The 16,108-nt window shown below is 67.0% G+C and carries 16 protein-coding genes; 7 read left to right on the top strand and 9 right to left on the bottom strand.

What is annotated here, in order from left to right; translation table 11 throughout:
- The first annotated feature begins 96 nt into the window (after positions 1 to 96).
- Together dusA and ACK4SE_RS02780 are read left to right on the top strand one after the other, a co-directional pair.
- Positions 97 to 1,125 (top strand): tRNA dihydrouridine(20/20a) synthase DusA, encoded by a 1,029-nt coding sequence (gene dusA, locus ACK4SE_RS02785; protein WP_409688457.1) that lies wholly within the window; start codon positions 97 to 99, stop codon positions 1,123 to 1,125.
- The gene (locus ACK4SE_RS02780; RefSeq protein ID WP_409688454.1) at positions 1,122 to 1,946 is read left to right on the top strand and encodes a sulfite exporter TauE/SafE family protein; all 825 of its coding nucleotides are present in this window, start codon (positions 1,122 to 1,124) and stop codon (positions 1,944 to 1,946) included. Before dusA ends, ACK4SE_RS02780 begins: the two co-directional genes overlap by 4 nt.
- Here ACK4SE_RS02780 and ACK4SE_RS02775 read toward each other — a convergent pair.
- On the bottom strand, positions 1,943 to 2,467 hold the full coding sequence (locus ACK4SE_RS02775; RefSeq protein WP_409688452.1) for a TIGR02281 family clan AA aspartic protease: 525 nt from the start codon (positions 2,465 to 2,467) through the stop codon (positions 1,943 to 1,945). The two genes, ACK4SE_RS02780 and ACK4SE_RS02775, sit on opposite strands and share 4 nt — an antisense overlap.
- A gap of 282 nt (positions 2,468 to 2,749) precedes the next feature.
- On the opposite strand from ACK4SE_RS02775, the gene ACK4SE_RS02770 reads away from it, so the two are divergent.
- Positions 2,750 to 3,073 carry a hypothetical protein gene (locus ACK4SE_RS02770; protein WP_409688449.1) on the top strand — a complete coding sequence of 108 codons (324 nt, stop codon included), beginning with the start codon at positions 2,750 to 2,752 and terminating at the stop codon, positions 3,071 to 3,073.
- Between the two features lie 56 nt (positions 3,074 to 3,129).
- Here ACK4SE_RS02770 and ACK4SE_RS02765 read toward each other — a convergent pair whose 3' ends face one another.
- Entirely contained in the window at positions 3,130 to 3,378 is a 249-nt protein-coding gene (locus tag ACK4SE_RS02765) for a DUF1289 domain-containing protein (protein ID WP_409688446.1), read from the bottom strand.
- Between the two features lie 87 nt (positions 3,379 to 3,465).
- Between ACK4SE_RS02765 and ACK4SE_RS02760 the strand changes: the two genes are divergently transcribed.
- Positions 3,466 to 3,624 carry a hypothetical protein gene (locus ACK4SE_RS02760; protein WP_409688443.1) on the top strand — a complete coding sequence of 53 codons (159 nt, stop codon included), beginning with the start codon at positions 3,466 to 3,468 and terminating at the stop codon, positions 3,622 to 3,624.
- 74 nt (positions 3,625 to 3,698) lie between these two features.
- Positions 3,699 to 4,499 carry a crotonase/enoyl-CoA hydratase family protein gene (locus ACK4SE_RS02755; protein ID WP_409688440.1) on the top strand — a complete coding sequence of 267 codons (801 nt, stop codon included), beginning with the start codon at positions 3,699 to 3,701 and terminating at the stop codon, positions 4,497 to 4,499.
- Between the two features lie 7 nt (positions 4,500 to 4,506).
- On the opposite strand, the gene ACK4SE_RS02750 is transcribed toward ACK4SE_RS02755, so the two are convergent.
- From ACK4SE_RS02750 to ACK4SE_RS02740, 3 genes are read right to left on the bottom strand one after another with little or no spacing between them, the layout of a single operon-like run.
- Positions 4,507 to 5,511 (bottom strand): HlyD family secretion protein, encoded by a 1,005-nt coding sequence (locus tag ACK4SE_RS02750; protein ID WP_409688679.1) that lies wholly within the window; start codon positions 5,509 to 5,511, stop codon positions 4,507 to 4,509.
- Between the two features lie 26 nt (positions 5,512 to 5,537).
- Positions 5,538 to 6,296, bottom strand: a complete 759-nt coding sequence (locus ACK4SE_RS02745) for an ABC transporter ATP-binding protein (protein ID WP_409688437.1) — start codon at positions 6,294 to 6,296, stop codon at positions 5,538 to 5,540.
- Complete coding sequence (locus tag ACK4SE_RS02740) at positions 6,293 to 7,465, bottom strand: ABC transporter permease (RefSeq protein WP_409688434.1); 1,173 nt, start codon at positions 7,463 to 7,465, stop codon at positions 6,293 to 6,295. The genes ACK4SE_RS02745 and ACK4SE_RS02740 overlap by 4 nt, the downstream gene beginning before the upstream one ends.
- 202 nt (positions 7,466 to 7,667) lie before the next feature.
- On the opposite strand from ACK4SE_RS02740, the gene ACK4SE_RS02735 reads away from it, so the two are divergent.
- Both ACK4SE_RS02735 and ACK4SE_RS02730 read left to right on the top strand, forming a co-directional pair.
- Positions 7,668 to 9,743: a S46 family peptidase gene (locus tag ACK4SE_RS02735; protein ID WP_409688431.1), complete on the top strand. Its 2,076-nt coding sequence runs from the start codon at positions 7,668 to 7,670 to the stop codon at positions 9,741 to 9,743.
- Between the two features lie 207 nt (positions 9,744 to 9,950).
- Positions 9,951 to 12,017 (top strand): S46 family peptidase, encoded by a 2,067-nt coding sequence (locus ACK4SE_RS02730; protein ID WP_409688428.1) that lies wholly within the window; start codon positions 9,951 to 9,953, stop codon positions 12,015 to 12,017.
- A 4-nt stretch (positions 12,018 to 12,021) separates the two neighbouring features.
- Here ACK4SE_RS02730 and pgsA read toward each other — a convergent pair whose 3' ends face one another.
- The 4 genes from pgsA to uvrC are packed head-to-tail and all read right to left on the bottom strand — an operon-like array spanning position 12,022 to position 16,012.
- Entirely contained in the window at positions 12,022 to 12,657 is a 636-nt protein-coding gene (gene pgsA, locus ACK4SE_RS02725; protein WP_409688425.1) for a CDP-diacylglycerol--glycerol-3-phosphate 3-phosphatidyltransferase, read from the bottom strand.
- 2 nt (positions 12,658 to 12,659) lie between these two features.
- The gene (locus ACK4SE_RS02720; protein ID WP_409688422.1) at positions 12,660 to 13,493 is read right to left on the bottom strand and encodes a glycosyltransferase family 2 protein; all 834 of its coding nucleotides are present in this window, start codon (positions 13,491 to 13,493) and stop codon (positions 12,660 to 12,662) included.
- On the bottom strand, positions 13,490 to 14,122 hold the full coding sequence (locus ACK4SE_RS02715; protein ID WP_409688419.1) for a carbonic anhydrase: 633 nt from the start codon (positions 14,120 to 14,122) through the stop codon (positions 13,490 to 13,492). The genes ACK4SE_RS02720 and ACK4SE_RS02715 overlap by 4 nt, the downstream gene beginning before the upstream one ends.
- A gap of 9 nt (positions 14,123 to 14,131) precedes the next feature.
- Positions 14,132 to 16,012, bottom strand: coding sequence for an excinuclease ABC subunit UvrC (gene uvrC, locus ACK4SE_RS02710; protein ID WP_409688416.1), 1,881 nt, complete (start codon positions 16,010 to 16,012; stop codon positions 14,132 to 14,134).
- Positions 16,013 to 16,108: the final 96 nt, after the last annotated feature.

Below are 16,108 nucleotides of genomic sequence, written 5' to 3'. Positions count from 1 at the left end.
AGGCGGTAATCGGGCCCAAGCCGGCGTGAAAACGCCCACGTTTCCCGTTATGTAGGGTTCCTCCACGCGCCAGCGCCCCAGGATCGCCTCAACAAAGTGACGCTTCCCGCACACCGTTTTTCCGTCGCGCCTATGATGGACTGGACCGACCGGCACTGCCGGGCGCTTCATCGTGTCCTGAGCCGGCATGCCCTGCTCTATACGGAAATGGTCACGGCGCCGGCGGTGGTTCACGGCGACCGCGAGCGCCTGCTGGGGTACAATCCGGTCGAGCATCCCGTGGCCCTGCAACTGGGCGGGTCCGAGCCCGACCAGTTGGCCGAGGCCGCCCGGATCGGCGAGATGTTCGGCTATGACGAGATCAATCTGAACGTTGGCTGCCCGTCTGACAGGGTTCAGTCCGGTCGTTTCGGGGCATGCCTGATGCGCGAGCCCGAGCTGGTCGCCGACTGCATGGCGGCGATCCGCGAGGCGGTGACCCTTCCTGCGACCGTAAAGTGCCGCATCGGCGTGGACGGCCAGGACCCTAACGAAAGCCTGTTTGCGACTGTGGACGCCAGCGCGGCCGTCGGTGTCACGACCTTCATCGTCCATGCCCGCAAGGCCTGGCTGAAGGGGCTGTCGCCCAAGGAGAACCGCGACGTGCCGCCGCTTGACTACGCTCTGGTCCGGCGCCTGAAGCGGGAACGGCCGCACCTGACCGTCGTCATCAACGGGGGCGTGTCCGATCTGGACGCCGCCGAGTCGCATCTGGCGCCGGACGAGCACGGCGTCGCGCTGGACGGCGTCATGGTGGGGCGCGCGGCCTATCACGAGCCGGTGCTGCTGGGACAGGCGGACCGGCGGCTGTTCGGCGCGGACTCGCCCGACGTGGACCCCTTCGACGCCATCGTGCGGTACCGGCCCTACATGGCAGCGCGGCTGGAGGAGGGCGTGCACCTGCCCGCCATGACCCGGCACATGCTGGGCCTGATGCACGGGCGGCCGGGCGCGCGCACCTTCCGCCGGATCCTGACGGTGGAGTCGATCCGCCCAAATGCGGGGCTCGAGGTTGTGGATCAGGCCGTCGAGGCCGTGCGCGAAGCCGAGGCCAGGCGAGACGCCCGCGCGGAACAGGCCGCGTGAACGGCCTTCCGGTCGCCGACCTGCTGCTGATGGCGGCGGCTCTGGCCGGGGCCGGAGCCGTGGCGGGGGTGATCGGCGGCCTGTTCGGCGTCGGCGGCGGCACGGTGCTGGTGCCCGCCCTGTTCTATGCCTTCTCGGTGCTAGGCGTGGGCGGTGAGAGCAACCTGCATGTGGCCATCGGCACCTCCCTGCTGACCATCGTCGCCACCTCCTGGAAGTCGCTGGCCACGCACCGGGCGCACGGCGCGGTGGACGAGAGGGTGCTGCGCACCTGGACGCCCTGGGTGGCCTTCGGTGGTCTTGTGGGTGCGGCGATTGCGGGTGTGACCTCCATGGGGGGGCTGGCCATCGTCTATGGCGCCTGTCTGCTGCTGGTGGCGGCCCAGATGGGCCTGCTGCCGGAGCGGATCACCCTCAGGTCCGACCTGCCCACCGGCTGGGGCCGGCGAGGCGCAGGCACGCTGATCGGCGGGCTGTCCGCCATGATGGGCATAGGCGGCGGCAGTCTGGGCGGCATGACCATGGTGCTGTGCGGACGGCCCATCCATCAGGCGGTGGCCACTGCCTCGGGTTTCGGTCTGGCCATCGGCGCCGCGGCGGCCCTAGGTTTCGCGGTGTTTGGATGGGGCGCGGAGGGACGGCCGCCGCTATCCCTGGGCTACGTCAATGTTCCGGCCGCTGCGATCATGGGCCTTCTGACCGCCCTGACGGCGCCCATCGGCGCGCGGCTAGCCCATCGCCTGGACCGGCGCGTGCTCAAGAAGGCGTTCGCCGTCTACCTGCTGGCCACCGCGATTTCGGTGGTCGTAAAGGCGCTCTAGGGACGAAGCGTCAGGCTTTGGGGGGTCGCCTCAATGCGCGACAGCCGGCCCAGATAGCTCATGCCCAGCAGCGACGCGGGCAAGCCCCGCTCCACAACCAGCGCCTGAACCCGCTCGACCCGTGCGCCCGCGACAGCCACATGCGCCAGTTCGATGCGCGCTGCGCGGCCCTCGCCATTGGCGGTGACCACCGTGTGGTCGAAGTCATCGGATTCCAGCATGAAGCCCAGACGCAGGGCGTCGTCACGGGTCAGGGCGACCACGGTCGCGCCCGTGTCCACCAGAACCCGCACAGCCCGGCCGTTGATGTCGGCTTCGGCCCAGTAGTGGCCGTCGGCGGCGCGACTGATCTGGGCCGGCCGAGCGCTCGCAGCGGGTGTCGGCGCGCCGGTCGCCATCAGGGCGGGCGTGAAGGGCAGGCTGTCCGCATCCCGAAGCTGGCTTGCGCCGTATCCGAGCGCCGCCGCTATCGACAACGCCAGGGCGAAGGGAACGCCGGATTGAAGATCGGAAAACGACATGGGCTCGAGCTGACTGTGCGGGCGAACCTGACCCGCGCTCTCAGTGTCGCCTCAAGCGATTGGGTTCTGATGAAGAGGATTGGTGAACAATTCCCGAACCGGCCTCGCGCTCGCCTTCGACCTTGATCACGACTGTTCTATGGTTCTTACAGCCCGTACATGTTTGCCTCAAAATAGTCGAAAATAGAATGCGTCATAAAATTGTATTCATGAAATTCAATTCACTATGCGAGTAGAAAATTGAGTAATAGAAATCGTGTGCACTCAAATCTGGAGAAAGCCATGAAGATCGTTACTCTTTCATTCGTCGCTGCATTGGCGGCGGGCGTGGGCTCGGTTTCGGCAACGGAACGTCTGTCGGACGCCGAGTACCTTGCATTGGGCCGTTGCGCCGGACTCGCGGCCGGCCTGGACCAGAATGCTGACAACTGGCGTGCCGCGTTCCGCGCCGGCGCTCACGGCCGGTCAACGATGGCCCGGGATGAGGGTGACCGACATCACGACGAAGCGCGACGCAGCGCTCGACGCTCGGACGAGGTTCGTCGGCGGCAACTGGCCGCAGAACTGCAAGGACGGTGCGCTGCCTTCGCCCCGACTCCGTCGTAAGTCATAATCCCGCGAGACCGCGCGCCCCGATCACCCCAGATCGGGGCGCACTCTGTTCACGGTGATTTCGGGTGTAGCAGGGCCGGGGTAATCTGACTTCGGCGGTCCTGAAGGTCCGACATGATCGCGCTGCGCTCTGCATCGGAATATCGTGACCAGCCGCTGATTTCACTCAGGGTTCTGAAGCACCCAAGGCAAAACCCGGTCTCGCCGTCCACCGCACAGACCTGGACGCATGGCGTTGGTATGGATCGCGGCGGCCCTGACGGCGGGCGACTTGAATTCGGGGTGTTGACGTCCGACATTGGTTCCGACGCGACACGACCAAGAGGGTGAAATCCCCAACCGGCGCGCCGCGTCTTCTTTCATCGTTCACGAAAGGAGACGCCAACATGAACGATAAGCACTTCAACCTCCAGAACGCCGTCATGGAGTTCGCCCTTCTCGGCGGCACGGCGTTCAACGCCCGGACGGTTCCTTCCAACCGGCTTCGTCGCCGGCCCCTGGAAAAGCTGTCCAATACGCTGAAGCTGCGCCGCATCTGGCGCTGATCCGCACGTCATCTCTTGCGATGGCGCGCCCCGGCCCTCAAAAGGCCGGGGTTTTGCTGTCTGGAGGGCGGTTCATGAGCGACCTGATCTCGACCGAGCGCCGCGGCGCTGTGCTGGTCATGACCCTGAGCCGGCCCGAGCGGCTGAACGCCCTGCCGGATCTGGGCGACGGCGACGCCTTCGCCGCCGTCTGTGAAGCGGTCAACGTCGACCCGTCGGTGCGCTGCGTCGTCCTCACCGGGGTGGGCAGGGCGTTCTCGGCGGGCGGTGACCTCAAGGCCATGAAGGACCGTCGCGATCTGTTCGAGGGGTCCGGCGCCGACATCCGCGAACGCTACCGCCGGGTGGTCCACCGCATCGTGCGGTCGCTGTTCGGACTGGAGGTCCCGTTGATCGCGGCGGTGAACGGCCCGGCCATGGGGCTGGGCTGCGATATCGCCGGACTGGCCGACATCCGCATCGCCTCGGACCGCGCCAGCTTCGGCGTTCCGTTTCTCAAGCTGGGCATCATTCCCGGCGACGGCGGGTCATGGCTGCTGCCGCGCAACGTCGGCTATGCGCGCGCCGCCGAGATGCTGTTCACCGCCCGGTCCATCGATGCGGAGACCGCCGAGCGATGGGGTCTGATCAATCGCGTGGTCGCCCACGACGTCCTGATGGACGAGGCCATGGCGACCGCGGAACAGGTGGCCGCCCATGCGCCCCAGGCCCTGCGCATGGCCAAGAGCCTTCTGCGGCAAGGGCGGGACATGAATTTCGATCAGATGCTGGAGATGTCGGCGGCCATGCAGGCCCTGGCGCACCTGACCGACGACCACATCGAAGGGGTGTCGGCGGTGCTGGACAAGCGGCCGGCGGATTTCACCGGCCGCTGAAGTATCGTTACGGCGTGCGCATGGCCTGATCCGGCCCGACGCCGACGCTGACTTCGCGCTCGGCGCCCGCGGTCTCGCCCGGCTTCATGAACTTCACCAGCACCCGTTGACCGATCAGGAACGGCGCGTCGTCGGCCGAGACCACGACCTCCACGACACGCTCGTCGGCGCGCTGGGACGGGTCGTCCGACTGCAGGCGACGAGCGCCGAACAGGCCGGCACGGCGCAGAACCCGACCCACATAGACCTGGGTGGCGTCGCCCTCGGGCGTGATCTCTACGTCCTGGCCGATTGTAATGTTCGGGATGTCGGCCTCGACAATCTCGGCCCTGACGATCCGGGCGGTATCTGGCTCCAGATCAAACATGTTGGAGACGTTCAGGGTTGAGGCGCCCGCGCCCGGCTGGGCGTAGCGGCGGGCGATGCGCCCGGCCATGGGGGCGCGGATCGCGGTCAGCTCCATGTTGTATTGAGCCTCGTTGAGCCGCGCCTGGGCGGTCTGGACCGAAGCGCGCTGGCTGGTCAGGCGAGCCTCCGCCATGGCGATGGCGTCGCGGGCCTGATCCAGCCGCTGGGCGGCGATGAAATTGCTGTCTGCCAGGCGGTTCATGCGTTCGAACTCGCGCCGGGCGGTGTTGAGGTCCACTTCGATGGCGGCCAGCTGAGACCGGGCCTGGGCCACTTCGGCGCTGGCGCGCTGCACGGCCAGGCGAGGCTCGTCGTCTTCCTGACGGGCGAGGATCTGGCCGGCGGTCACCTCGTCACCCTCGTTGACATAAACCTCGCGGACCACGCCGCCGCGCCGGGCGGCCACCTGGATAACACCGCCTTCAACATCCGCCTTGCCGTTGGCGACGGCAGCGTAGGGGCTCTCCGGCGCCCGGGCCACCGCCGCCTCCATGGCGGCCTGGCGTTGTTGCCCCTGAGCTCGCATGAACATGAAGCCGAAGATCAGGAGGATCACCACCACGAGAGCGATCCAGGTGCGCTTCTTCTTGAGGAAACCGGGAATGGACATGGGCTGCTCTTTTCTGGTCCTTAGTGGGCCGAAGTCAGGACGGCATTCGCGTCGGGTGTCCGTCGCTGATCGTCGAGGATACGGCCGTCTTCGATGTGGATGACCCGGTCGGCCCAGGCCTCAAGTCGGGGGTCATGGGTCACGCAGATGACCGCAGCGCCGTGCTCGGTGGCTGCCCGACGCAAGAGACGGATCACCACCTGCCCGTTCTCGCCGTCCAGCGCCGAGGTCGGCTCGTCCGCGAACAGAATTTTGGGATTCTTGGCCAGGGCCCGGGCGATGGCCACCCGCTGCTTCTCGCCGCCGGAAAGGGCCGAGGGCTTCTGATGCAGGCGAGGGCCAAGGCCCACTTCCTCCAGAGTCGCGGTCGCCTGGCGGCGCGCCTCGCCCTTGGACAGGCCCTGATATTTCAGCACGGTGGTGACCTGCTGCAGGGCGCTGAGGGCGGGAAACAGATTGAAGCCCTGAAAGATGAAGCCGCAATTTTCCAGTCGGAACCGGTCGATGCGGCCTGAAGACAGCTTCCACAGGTCATCCACGTCAAGGGCGTCCACGCGCCCTTCCTCCGGCTTCAACAGGCCTGACAGCGCTGCGATCAGCGTCGACTTGCCCGAGCCTGAAGGCCCCATGACCATGGTCAGATCGCCGTGCCGCGCGTCGAAATCGACGCCCTTCAGGACTTCTACAAAAGTCCGGCCAGACTTGAAGCGTTTGACCAGACCCTTCGCCTCGATGGCGTAATCACCGTGCACGCCGTGAACTTTGGTATGCTTGTTCATCGCAGCAGATCCGCCGGTTGGCTCTTCTTGAGGATGCCCAGCGACAGCAGGCCGGAGCCCATGGCGATGACGATGAGTCCCAGGCCGACCACGACCAGCAGCGAGATGGGCAGGGCTATGATCACCGCGCCCATACGGGCCAGCAGCGACAGCAGCCAGGTCAGGAGGATCGCGGCGGCCACGCCCACCAGCCCGACCCAGAAGCTGAGCTCAAGCACGATCCGCCGCAACGACCCCATGCTGACGCCGAGAGCGCGCAAGGAGGCGAATTCCTTGATGTTGGCCATGATGGCGCCGCGCAGGGTCTGCCAAGTGATAGCCACGCCGATGATTGTCCCCAGCACCACGCAGCCGCCGATGATGATGACCAGGATGCCTTCCTCGAACATGCCCCTGGCGTTGGCCTCGGCCAACTCCTGACGCGTCCAGGCGCGCCAGCGGCCGTTGCCGGTTTCGTTCAACTGGGCCGCTACGATCGGCGCCAGCGCCGGGTCGCGCAGCTTGATCATCAGCGGGCCGCCCATGGTGTTGCCCCAGGACTGGCCGAGCATGCGCAGGGAGTCGCGGGACATGACGATGGTCGGTTGCATCATGTTCGGATAGCCCCGCAGCACGCCGACGACCGTCACCGTCTGGCCGGCGTAGATGGCGCGATCGCCCAGTTGCACACCCAGCGTACCGAGGGCCGTTTCGTCCACGGCTATGGTGTATGGCTGTCGCAGCGCCGCGACCAGTTCGTCGGAATAGTCGGTCGGGATGGTGACCGAACCCGGCTGGGTGTCGATCACATTGACCATCACCTGCCGCGATCTCGAGGCGCCCTGCCGGGCGCGCTCGGCCTGGCTCATGGTCGGGTCCACGTCCCGCACGTTCTGGAAGCTGCCGCCGTTGACCTCCAGGGCCCGGACCTCGACCACCTCGGGATGATTGTAGGCCAGCGGAATGAACCGCCGGGGCACACCCATGGAGCCCCCGAACAGCTGGGTCGCGCCCGGCTGCATGATGATGACGTCCGCGCGGGAGCGTTCGATGGCCGCGGTGAAGCCCTTGCCGATGCCGATGAACACACCGGTCATGGCCAGCACCAGCAGGCCGGACAGGGCCAACGCCATGACCGCGGCCATGTAGCGGCGCCATTCGTAGAGCAGCGTTGCAAGCGCGAGTGACATCGAACCCCCTTCGTTGTCTCCTTGTCTGAAGGTCAGCGTTCGTCCGGCCAAGTTAAATCGGGGTAAGGGTCGGAAAGGTGAGCGATTTTCCCTTTCCCATCAAAGGCGGCGGGGCTGAGTGCTGGCGCGCTGTGCCTCGCCTTGCTAGTCAGTGCGCCAACAAGCGCCCCAATTGATCGGTGCGCTCAGGGAGCCTTCAACAATGTCGCTTCGCCTCACCGTTTCGGCCGTCGCCCTGGCCTTGGCCGCCTTCGCTTCGTCCGCCGCAAAGGCCGACGAAGGCATGTGGACGTTCGACAATTTCCCCACCGCCACGGTGAACGAGACCTACGGCACCAATATCGATCAGGCGTGGCTGGACAGCGTGCGCGGCGCGGCCGTCCGCCTGTCCAGCGGCTGCTCCGCCTCGGTAGTGTCGGGTCAGGGGCTGGTGCTGACGAACCATCACTGCGTGGTGTCCTGCGTCCAGGACCTGTCGGACGCCGAGAACGACTACGTCCAGAACGGCTGGATGCCCGCCACCCGCGGGCAGGAGCGTCAGTGCCCCGGCGTTGAAGCCCAGATCCTGACCGACATCACCGACGTGACCGATCAGGTGCTGACGGCCGGAGAGGGCCTCGAGGGCGCGGCCTTCGTCCAGGCCCGCAACGACGTCACCCGCGCCATTCAGGAAGAAGCGTGCGGCGACGACGACACCCGATCCTGCCAGGTCATCAGCTTCTATCGGGGCGGCCGCTACGCTCTCTACGAGTACCGCAACTATTCCGACGTTCGCCTGGCCTTCGCGCCGGAGTTCCAGGCGGCCTTCTTCGGTGGTGACCCGGACAATTTCAACTATCCCCGGTACGCCCTGGATGCGGCCTTCCTGCGCCTTTACGAGAACGGCCAGGTCGTCGAGACACCGAACCATCTGACCTGGAATCCCGCGCCGCCGACCGAAGGCGAGCCGGTGTTTGTTGCGGGCAATCCCGGCTCGACCTCGCGTCTGCTGACCGTGGCCCAATTGGAGAACCTGCGTGACCAGCAAATCCCCATCAGTCAGCTGCAGCGCTCTGAACTGCGCGGCCGCCTGATCGCCTTCGGCGAGCGCGGGGAGGAGCAGGAGCGCGTGGCTCTGGATACCCTGTTTGGCGTGGAGAACAGCTTCAAGGCTTTCTATGGCCAGCAACTGGCGCTGAACGACGGCGACTTCATGGGAACCAAGCGCGAGCAGGAAGCCACGCTGCGCGCCGCCGTGGCCGCCGACCCCGCCCTGGTCGAACGCATCGGCGATCCGTGGACCGAGCTGGAGACGGTCCAGTCGGCAGCAGAGGAACTGTATCTGCCGTATCGCCAGCTGGAATCAGCGGCGGGCGGCGGATCGACTCTCTACAGCTACGCCCGCGCAATCGTCCGCGCGGCACGGGAAGGTGCGAAGCCCGCGGGCCAGCGTCTGCCGGAGTACGCTTCGGAAACCGGCCTCACCAACCTGCGCCGCCGTCTGGCGGACGAGACGCCGGTGTCGCCCGAACTGGAGCAGCTGCTGCTGGGCTTCTGGCTGTCCAAGACCCGCGAGTATCTGACCACCGACAATGCGGCGGTCCAGACCCTGCTGGGCAACGAAAGCCCTGAGGGTCTGGCCCAGCGGCTGGCCACCGGCACGACCCTGACCGACCCCGCCGTACGCACCGCCCTGTTTGACGGGGGGCTGGAGGCCGTGGAAGCGTCGACCGATCCGATGATCCAGTTCGCATTGCGGGCAGAGGGCCTGGGCCGGGAGCCCCGCTCCCTGTGGGAGCAACGTGTGTCGGCGCCCACCGGTCAGGCGGCCGAACGCATCGCCCAGGCCCGCTTCGCCGTCTATGGCGACAGCCAGTATCCCGACGCCACCTTCAGCCTCCGCCTGAGCTACGGCGCGGTCGAGGGCTGGAGCTATCGCGGCGTGGACGTGCCCCCGATGACCTACATCGGCGGTCTGTACGAGCGGGCCACCGGCGCCGAGCCCTACGATCTGGCGCCCCGCTGGGCCGAGGCCGAGGGACGGGTGAACCGCGAGACGGTCTATGACTTCGTCTCCACCAACGACATCATCGGCGGCAACTCGGGCTCGCCCGTCATCAACGCCCGGGGCGAGGTGATCGGCACGGCCTTCGACGGCAACATCCATTCGCTGGGCGGCGCGTTCGGCTATGACGGAGAGCTGAACCGCACCGTGTCGGTCTCCACCGCGGCCGTGACCGAAGCCCTGCGCAACGTCTATCGTCTGCAGCACCTGCTGGAAGAGCTGGGCGTGGAGTAACAACCCGACCTTCTCCCGGTGGGAGAAGAGGGACCCGCGCACCGGAGCGCGCAGCGCGGAGGTCCTTTGCGCGGGGGATGAGGGTCGGTGGTTCCGCAAGGACTCGCCCGACCCTCACCCTGCGCGCTCAAGAAGCGGTCTGCTTCGCATCCCGCTGCGCGCAGCCCTCTCCCGTCGGGAGAGGGGCCCTGCCTGATGGAGATCGCCATGCGTCTGTTCCTCACCGCCTCCGCCGCCGTCCTCGCCCTGGCCGCCGCGTCCCCGGTTTCGGCCGAGGAGGGCATGTGGACCTACGACAACTTCCCGATCGAGCGGGCCAACACGGCGCTGGGGACCGACATTGACCAGTCGTGGCTGGACCATGCGCGTCTGTCGTCGGTGCGCCTGACCACCGGCTGTTCGGCGGGCATCGTTTCCGGCGAGGGGCTGGTGATGACCAACAACCACTGCGTCTCGTCCTGCGTCCAGAACATCTCCACGCCCGAGATCCAGTACGCCGAAACCGGCTTCACGCCCGCCAGCCGTGAAGAGGAGCGTCGCTGTCCCGGCATGCAGGCCGAGGTGCTGATCGATATCGCCGACGTGACGGAGCGCATGCACGCGGCGGGGCAGGGGCTGGACGGCTCAGCCTTCACCCGCGCCCGCGACGCCGAATCGGGCGCCATCGAGAGCGAGGCCTGCGAGGGTCGTGACGACCTGCGCTGCCAGGTGGTCAGCCTGTATCGCGGCGGTCAGTTCAAGCTTTACACGTTCCGCAAATACCCCGACGTCCGCCTGGCCTTCGCGCCGGAAGAGCGGGCGTCGTCCTTCGGCGGCGACCTGGACAATTTCAGCTTCCCCCGCTTCGCCCTCGATGCAGCCTTCCTGCGCCTTTACGAGAATGATCGGCCGGTGGTGACGGAAACCCACTTCACCTGGAACGCCAATGCGCCGACGCCGGGCGAGGCGGTGTTCGTCTCCGGCACGCCCGGCGCGACCCAGCGCTTGCTGACCCAGGACCAGCTGGTCACCGTGCGCGACGTGGTCCTGCCCATGGATCAGCTCACCTCCTCGGAGCTTCGTGGGCGCCTGATCCGGTTCTCGGAGGAAAGCGACGAAAACCGCTTCATCGCGTCCTCCGCCCTGTCGGGGACGGAGAACACCTACAAGCGCGGCATGGGCCGCATGCGCGCCCTCATCGACGGCGACTTCATGGGACGCCGACAGGAAGCGGAAGAAGAGTTCCGCGCCCGCGTCGCCGCCGATCCGGCGCTGGCGGCCGAGGCGGGCGATCCGTGGTCAATACTGGCGGAGATCCAGCCGGTGCAGGCGCGGCTCTATCCGGCCTACAGCTTCCTCGAGGCCCGCGCCGGCGGCGGTTCACGTCTGTTCGGCTTTGCCCAGACCCTCGTCCGCGCCGCGCAGGAGCGCGATAAACCCTCCGGCGAGCGCCTGCCCGAATTCGCCGACAGTCGCCTGCCGCTGGCGCAGCAGCGCCTGTTTGCGGACCTGCCGGTCTATCCAGAGCTGGACGAGCTTCAACTGAGCTGGTGGCTGTCCAAGACCCGCGAAATCCTGACCGTCGATGACCCGAGGGTGCGCGCCCTGCTGGGGGATGAATCCCCCGAAGGCATGGCCGAGCGGCTGGCCGCAGGTTCCACCCTGGGTGACCCGACCGTGCGCCGCGCCCTGTGGGAGGGCGGGCTTGAGGCCATCGAGGCCAGCGACGATCCGCTGATCCGTTTCACCCTGGCCATGCAGCCCATCAACCGCCCGGTGCGTGAGCAATGGGAGGCCGAGGTCGAGGCCCCGACCGCCCGCGCGTCCGAGGCGCTGGCCGCCGCGCGCTTCGCCGTCTACGGCGACGCCATCTATCCGGACGCCACGGGCACCCTTCGCCTCAGCTACGGCAAGGTGGAGGGCTGGACCTATGACGGCCGGACGGTGGAGCCCCTGACCACCTTCGCAGGCCTGTTCGACCGAGCCACCGGCGCCGATCCCTTCGTCATCACCCCACGCATCGCCGCCGCGCGCGACCGCATCAACATGGAGGCGGTGATGAACATGTCAGTCTCCACCGACACCATCGGCGGCTCGTCAGGCTCGCCCGCCATCAATGCGCGGGGCGAGATCATTGGGGCCAATTTCGACTCCACCGTCCTGACGCAGCGCAACGCCTATGGATATGACATCAACGTCAACCGCAGCGTCATCGTCACGACCCAGGCCGTGACCGAGGCCCTGCGCGACATCTACGGCATGGATCACCTGCTGTCGGAGCTGGGGGTGGACTAGACCCTCAGCGCATCTGCTTGCCGGCCTCGCGGAAGTACTGCCAGCCGGTCCAGACGGTGACGCCAGCAGCGACCCAGAGCAGCACGTCGGCGAAGGTCTGGAAGTTGGGCAACAGTTGCAGATCCCAGCCGAACACGCCCCAGTTAAGGGCCAGAAGTTGCAGGCCGAGCGCCACAAGTTGCAATGTCGTCTTCCACTTCGCCAGGGTCGTGACCGGCAGCTTGACCTCGCCCGCCAAGGTCTCGCGCAGGGCCGAGACCGCGAATTCGCGGAACAGGATCAGGCCGCAGGGGATAGCGATCTGGGTCAGGGAGCCCGACGTCAGCAGCCCCAGAATGGCCCCGGTCACCAGGATCTTGTCCGCGATCGGGTCCAGAATAGCGCCCCAGCGGCTCTCCACCTTCCAGCGCCGCGCCAGGAAACCGTCCACCCAGTCGGTGGAGGCGGCGATCACGAAAATGAAGAAGGCTGCGCGATACAGGGCGAACTGGTCATCCGGGCTCAGATAGGCGGACAGGATCGGCGTCGCAGTGGCCCCCGCCAGAATCAGGAACATGACCACCCCCGCCGCCAGTCGGGCGCCGGTCAGGATGTTGGGGATGTTGCGCAGCGGGGAGGTCATCGGGGTTCTCTGGAGCATGGTCAGGGTTCCTGAACGCGCGAGCCCACGTCCGGGTCGCGATCGACGGAAGGATGGCGTGTCATCGCGTCATGCTCCCAGGTCTTGGCTTCAGTCAGGAAGGAATAGATGGCCGCCTGCATGGCGAAGATTACACCGGCCCAGCCCGCACGATACAGCTTTCGCCCGTACATCACGCGCAGGAAATAGACCGGCGGGTTCAGCAGCATGCGCCAGGGTGTGAACCGCTTTTTTCCGGCCGCGCGCATGCCGGCCTTGAGGGTGGCGTAGCGCTCTTCCTTGACGACGACGTCTCCCACCGTAAGCGGGCGGTAGTGCAGCAGGGCGCCTTGCTCCGCAACGCGCACGGTCCCGTCCGGTATCAGGCCTTCGTGCACGGTCTTCTTGATGTCGAATACGGCCTTGCCCCGCCGGAACAGCCGCAGATTGGCCCCGTCGCCCACGCCCTTGGGCGTATAGCCGTAGCCCATCAGCCAGGGCCGCCGCCGCAGGCGCCAGCCGACCACCTCGTCCGGGGCGGCCAGCAGGCCGGGCAGGGCGCCGCGCAGGTCCTGGTCCAGCCGTTCGTCGGCGTCGATGCTGAGCAGCCAGTGCTGGGTCGCCTGCTCCAGGGCGAACTGCTTCTGACGGGCGAAGCCCAGCCAGTCCTGATGCATGAAACGGATGGGAAAGCCTTCCCGCGTCAGTCGTTCGATCACCTCAGCTGTGGAGTCGGTGGAGCCGGAGTCGACGATGACGATCTCCGCGCACTGGTCCAGCGAGCGGATGCACGCCTCGATGGTCCCGGCCTCGTTCAGGCAGATGACGAAGGCCGAGAGCGGAAGGCGCTGGGTCAAGCCTCCGGTTCCAGGGCGTCGAACACGCCATTTTTCTGCATGCGCCACAGCACGCCATTGGCGATGCCGAAGTGCAGGCCGACCAGTTCCAGATCCCCCGACGCCTCCCGCTCGGCGATCCAAGGGAAGGTGCGAAGATTGTCGATGGAGAGACGCACCACGGCGTGTTCGCCCACCGTCTGACGACCGTCCTCCTCGACGCCCTCGATCGCCCGTTTCACGATGGGCTCGGCCTGGGCGACCCAGGGGCGGACAAAGTCCTCGCAGCCTTCCGGCGCGCCATGGATCATGGCCCAGACGCCGCCGCACAGGGCATGCCCCATGACCACGATCCGCCTGACCTTCAGCACGCGAACGCCGAATTCCAGCGCGGCCGAGACCCCGTGCAGCTTGCCGTCGGGCTCATAGGGCGGAACGATGTTGGCCACGTTGCGGACAACAAAGAGTTCGCCCGGCGCGGTGTCGAAGATGGAGCCGGGGTCAGCCCGGCTGTCGGAACAGGCCACCACCAGCGTTTGCGGGGTCTGGCCCTTGGAGGCCAGTTCCTCGAAGCGGGCCCGCTTTTCTGGCCAGGTGTTGGCGCGGAAGCGTCGATAGCCGGAAAGGAGGGGATCGGATTCGTCGGTCATGGGCCTCTTCTATGCTTTTCGGAAGTTGGCGTGAATACGCTCCGCCAAGGCGCGGCTGACGCCGTCCACCTTTTCCAGATCGGTCACCGAGGCCCGTGAGACGCCGCGCGCCGAACCGAAGGCGTGCAGCAACGCCTTCTTGCGCCCCGGGCCCACGCCCTCGATCTCGTCCAGCGGATTGCGCTTGATGTCCATGGACCGGCGCCTGGCGTGGGCCCCGTTGGCGAAGCGGTGGGCCTCGTCGCGCAGCCGTTGCAGATAGTAGAGGGCCGGGGACTTCAGCGGCAGCATGAAGGGCGCCTTGCCGGGCATGAAGAACTTCTCCATGCCCGCGTCCCGGTCCGGCCCCTTGGCCACGCCGACCACGGGAATGTCGTCGACGCCCAGATCGGCCAGCACGGCCATGACCTCGGCCAGTTGTCCCGCGCCGCCGTCGATCAGAAGCAGATCGGGCCGCTCCACCGGCTCGCCGGCTTCCTCTTCCTTGACCAGCCGCCCGAAGCGTCGGCGCATCACCTCGCGCATCATGCCGTAGTCGTCGCCGGGGCTCAGCTCCTCGTCGCGGATGTTGAACTTGCGGTACTGGTTCTTCCGGAAGCCCTCGGACCCGGCCACGATCATGCCGCCCACCGGGTTCGAGCCCTGGATGTGGGCGTTGTCATAGACCTCGATCCGCTCGGGCCGGGCCTCCAGCCCGAACGCCTCGCAGACGTCATCAAGGATCTTCGTCTGGGCCGAGTTCTCGGCCAGCTTGCGGCCCAGCGCCTCGCGGGCGTTGGTCAGGGCGTGGCCGACCAGATCAGCCTTCTCGCCCCGGCGAGGGATGGCGATCTCGACCCGGCGCTCGGCCTTCATGGAGAAGGCCTCGGCCAGCAGCTCGATCTCGTGCGGGGAGACGTTGGTCAGGATCAGGCGAGGCACCGGCTTGTCCTCATAGAACTGGCCCAGGAACGCGCCGAGGATCTCCGGGTCGCTGTCGCTGCGGTCGATGCGCGGGAAATAGGCCCGCCCGCCCCAGTTCTGGCCCGCCCGGAAGAAGAAGGCCTGGATGCACGCCTGGCCGCCGTCGGAGAACAGGGCGAAGACGTCGGCCTCCTCCACGGTCTCGGCGTTGATGGACTGCTCCATGGTGATGGCCGACAGGGCCCGGATGCGGTCCCGCACCCGCGCCGCGCGCTCGAAGTCCAGATCGTCGGAAGCCGCCTGCATCTCGCTCGACAGCCGACCGATCACCTCGCGCGACTTGCCCCGCAGGAACTGCTCGGCCGAGGCGACCAGCTCGCCATAGTCCTCAAGACTGATCAGGCCGGTGCAGGGCGCCGAACAGCGCTTGATCTGGTGCAGCATGCAGGGGCGGGTGCGGCTCTCGTAAACGCTGTCGGAGCAGGATCGGAGAAGAAAGGCCTTCTGCAGGGTGTTCAGGGTGCGGTTCACCGCCCAGGTGGAGGCGAACGGCCCGAAATAGTCGCCGGGTACGGTGTGGGCGCCCCGGTGCTTGCGGACTTGGGGTGCGCGGTGGTCGCGGCGGATCATCAGTTCGGCGAACGACTTGTCGTCGCGCAGCACCACGTTGAAGCGGGGCTTCAGCTTCTTGATGAAGTTGGATTCCAGCAGCAGGGCCTCGGTCTCCGAGGCCGTGACCACCATCTCCATGGACCGGGTCAGGGACACCATCAGGGCGATGCGCTGGGTGTGGAAGCGCCCCTGCGCATACTGCATCACGCGCTTCTTCAGGGACCGCGCCTTGCCCACGTACAGGCACGTCCCGTCCTCGCCGTACATGCGATAGACGCCCGGCTTGTCCGGCGCGCGCCGCGCCTCGTCGCGGATCAGCTCGGCTGCGGCCAGCGAGGTCTCCGGCGGCGTCTCGATGGGAGGGGATTCGGTCACGGGGCCAATATGGGATTATCCCTCTCCCAATGGGAGAGGGTTGCGCGCACGGATGCGTCAGCATCCGTTTCTCCTCCCCTGCGTCGCAGGGGAGGG

Source organism: Brevundimonas sp. (assembly GCF_046293315.1).
Classification (GTDB): domain Bacteria; phylum Pseudomonadota; class Alphaproteobacteria; order Caulobacterales; family Caulobacteraceae; genus Brevundimonas.
The sequence above is the reverse complement of the archived record's forward strand: the minus strand, read 5'-3'. Positions and strand labels throughout refer to the sequence as shown.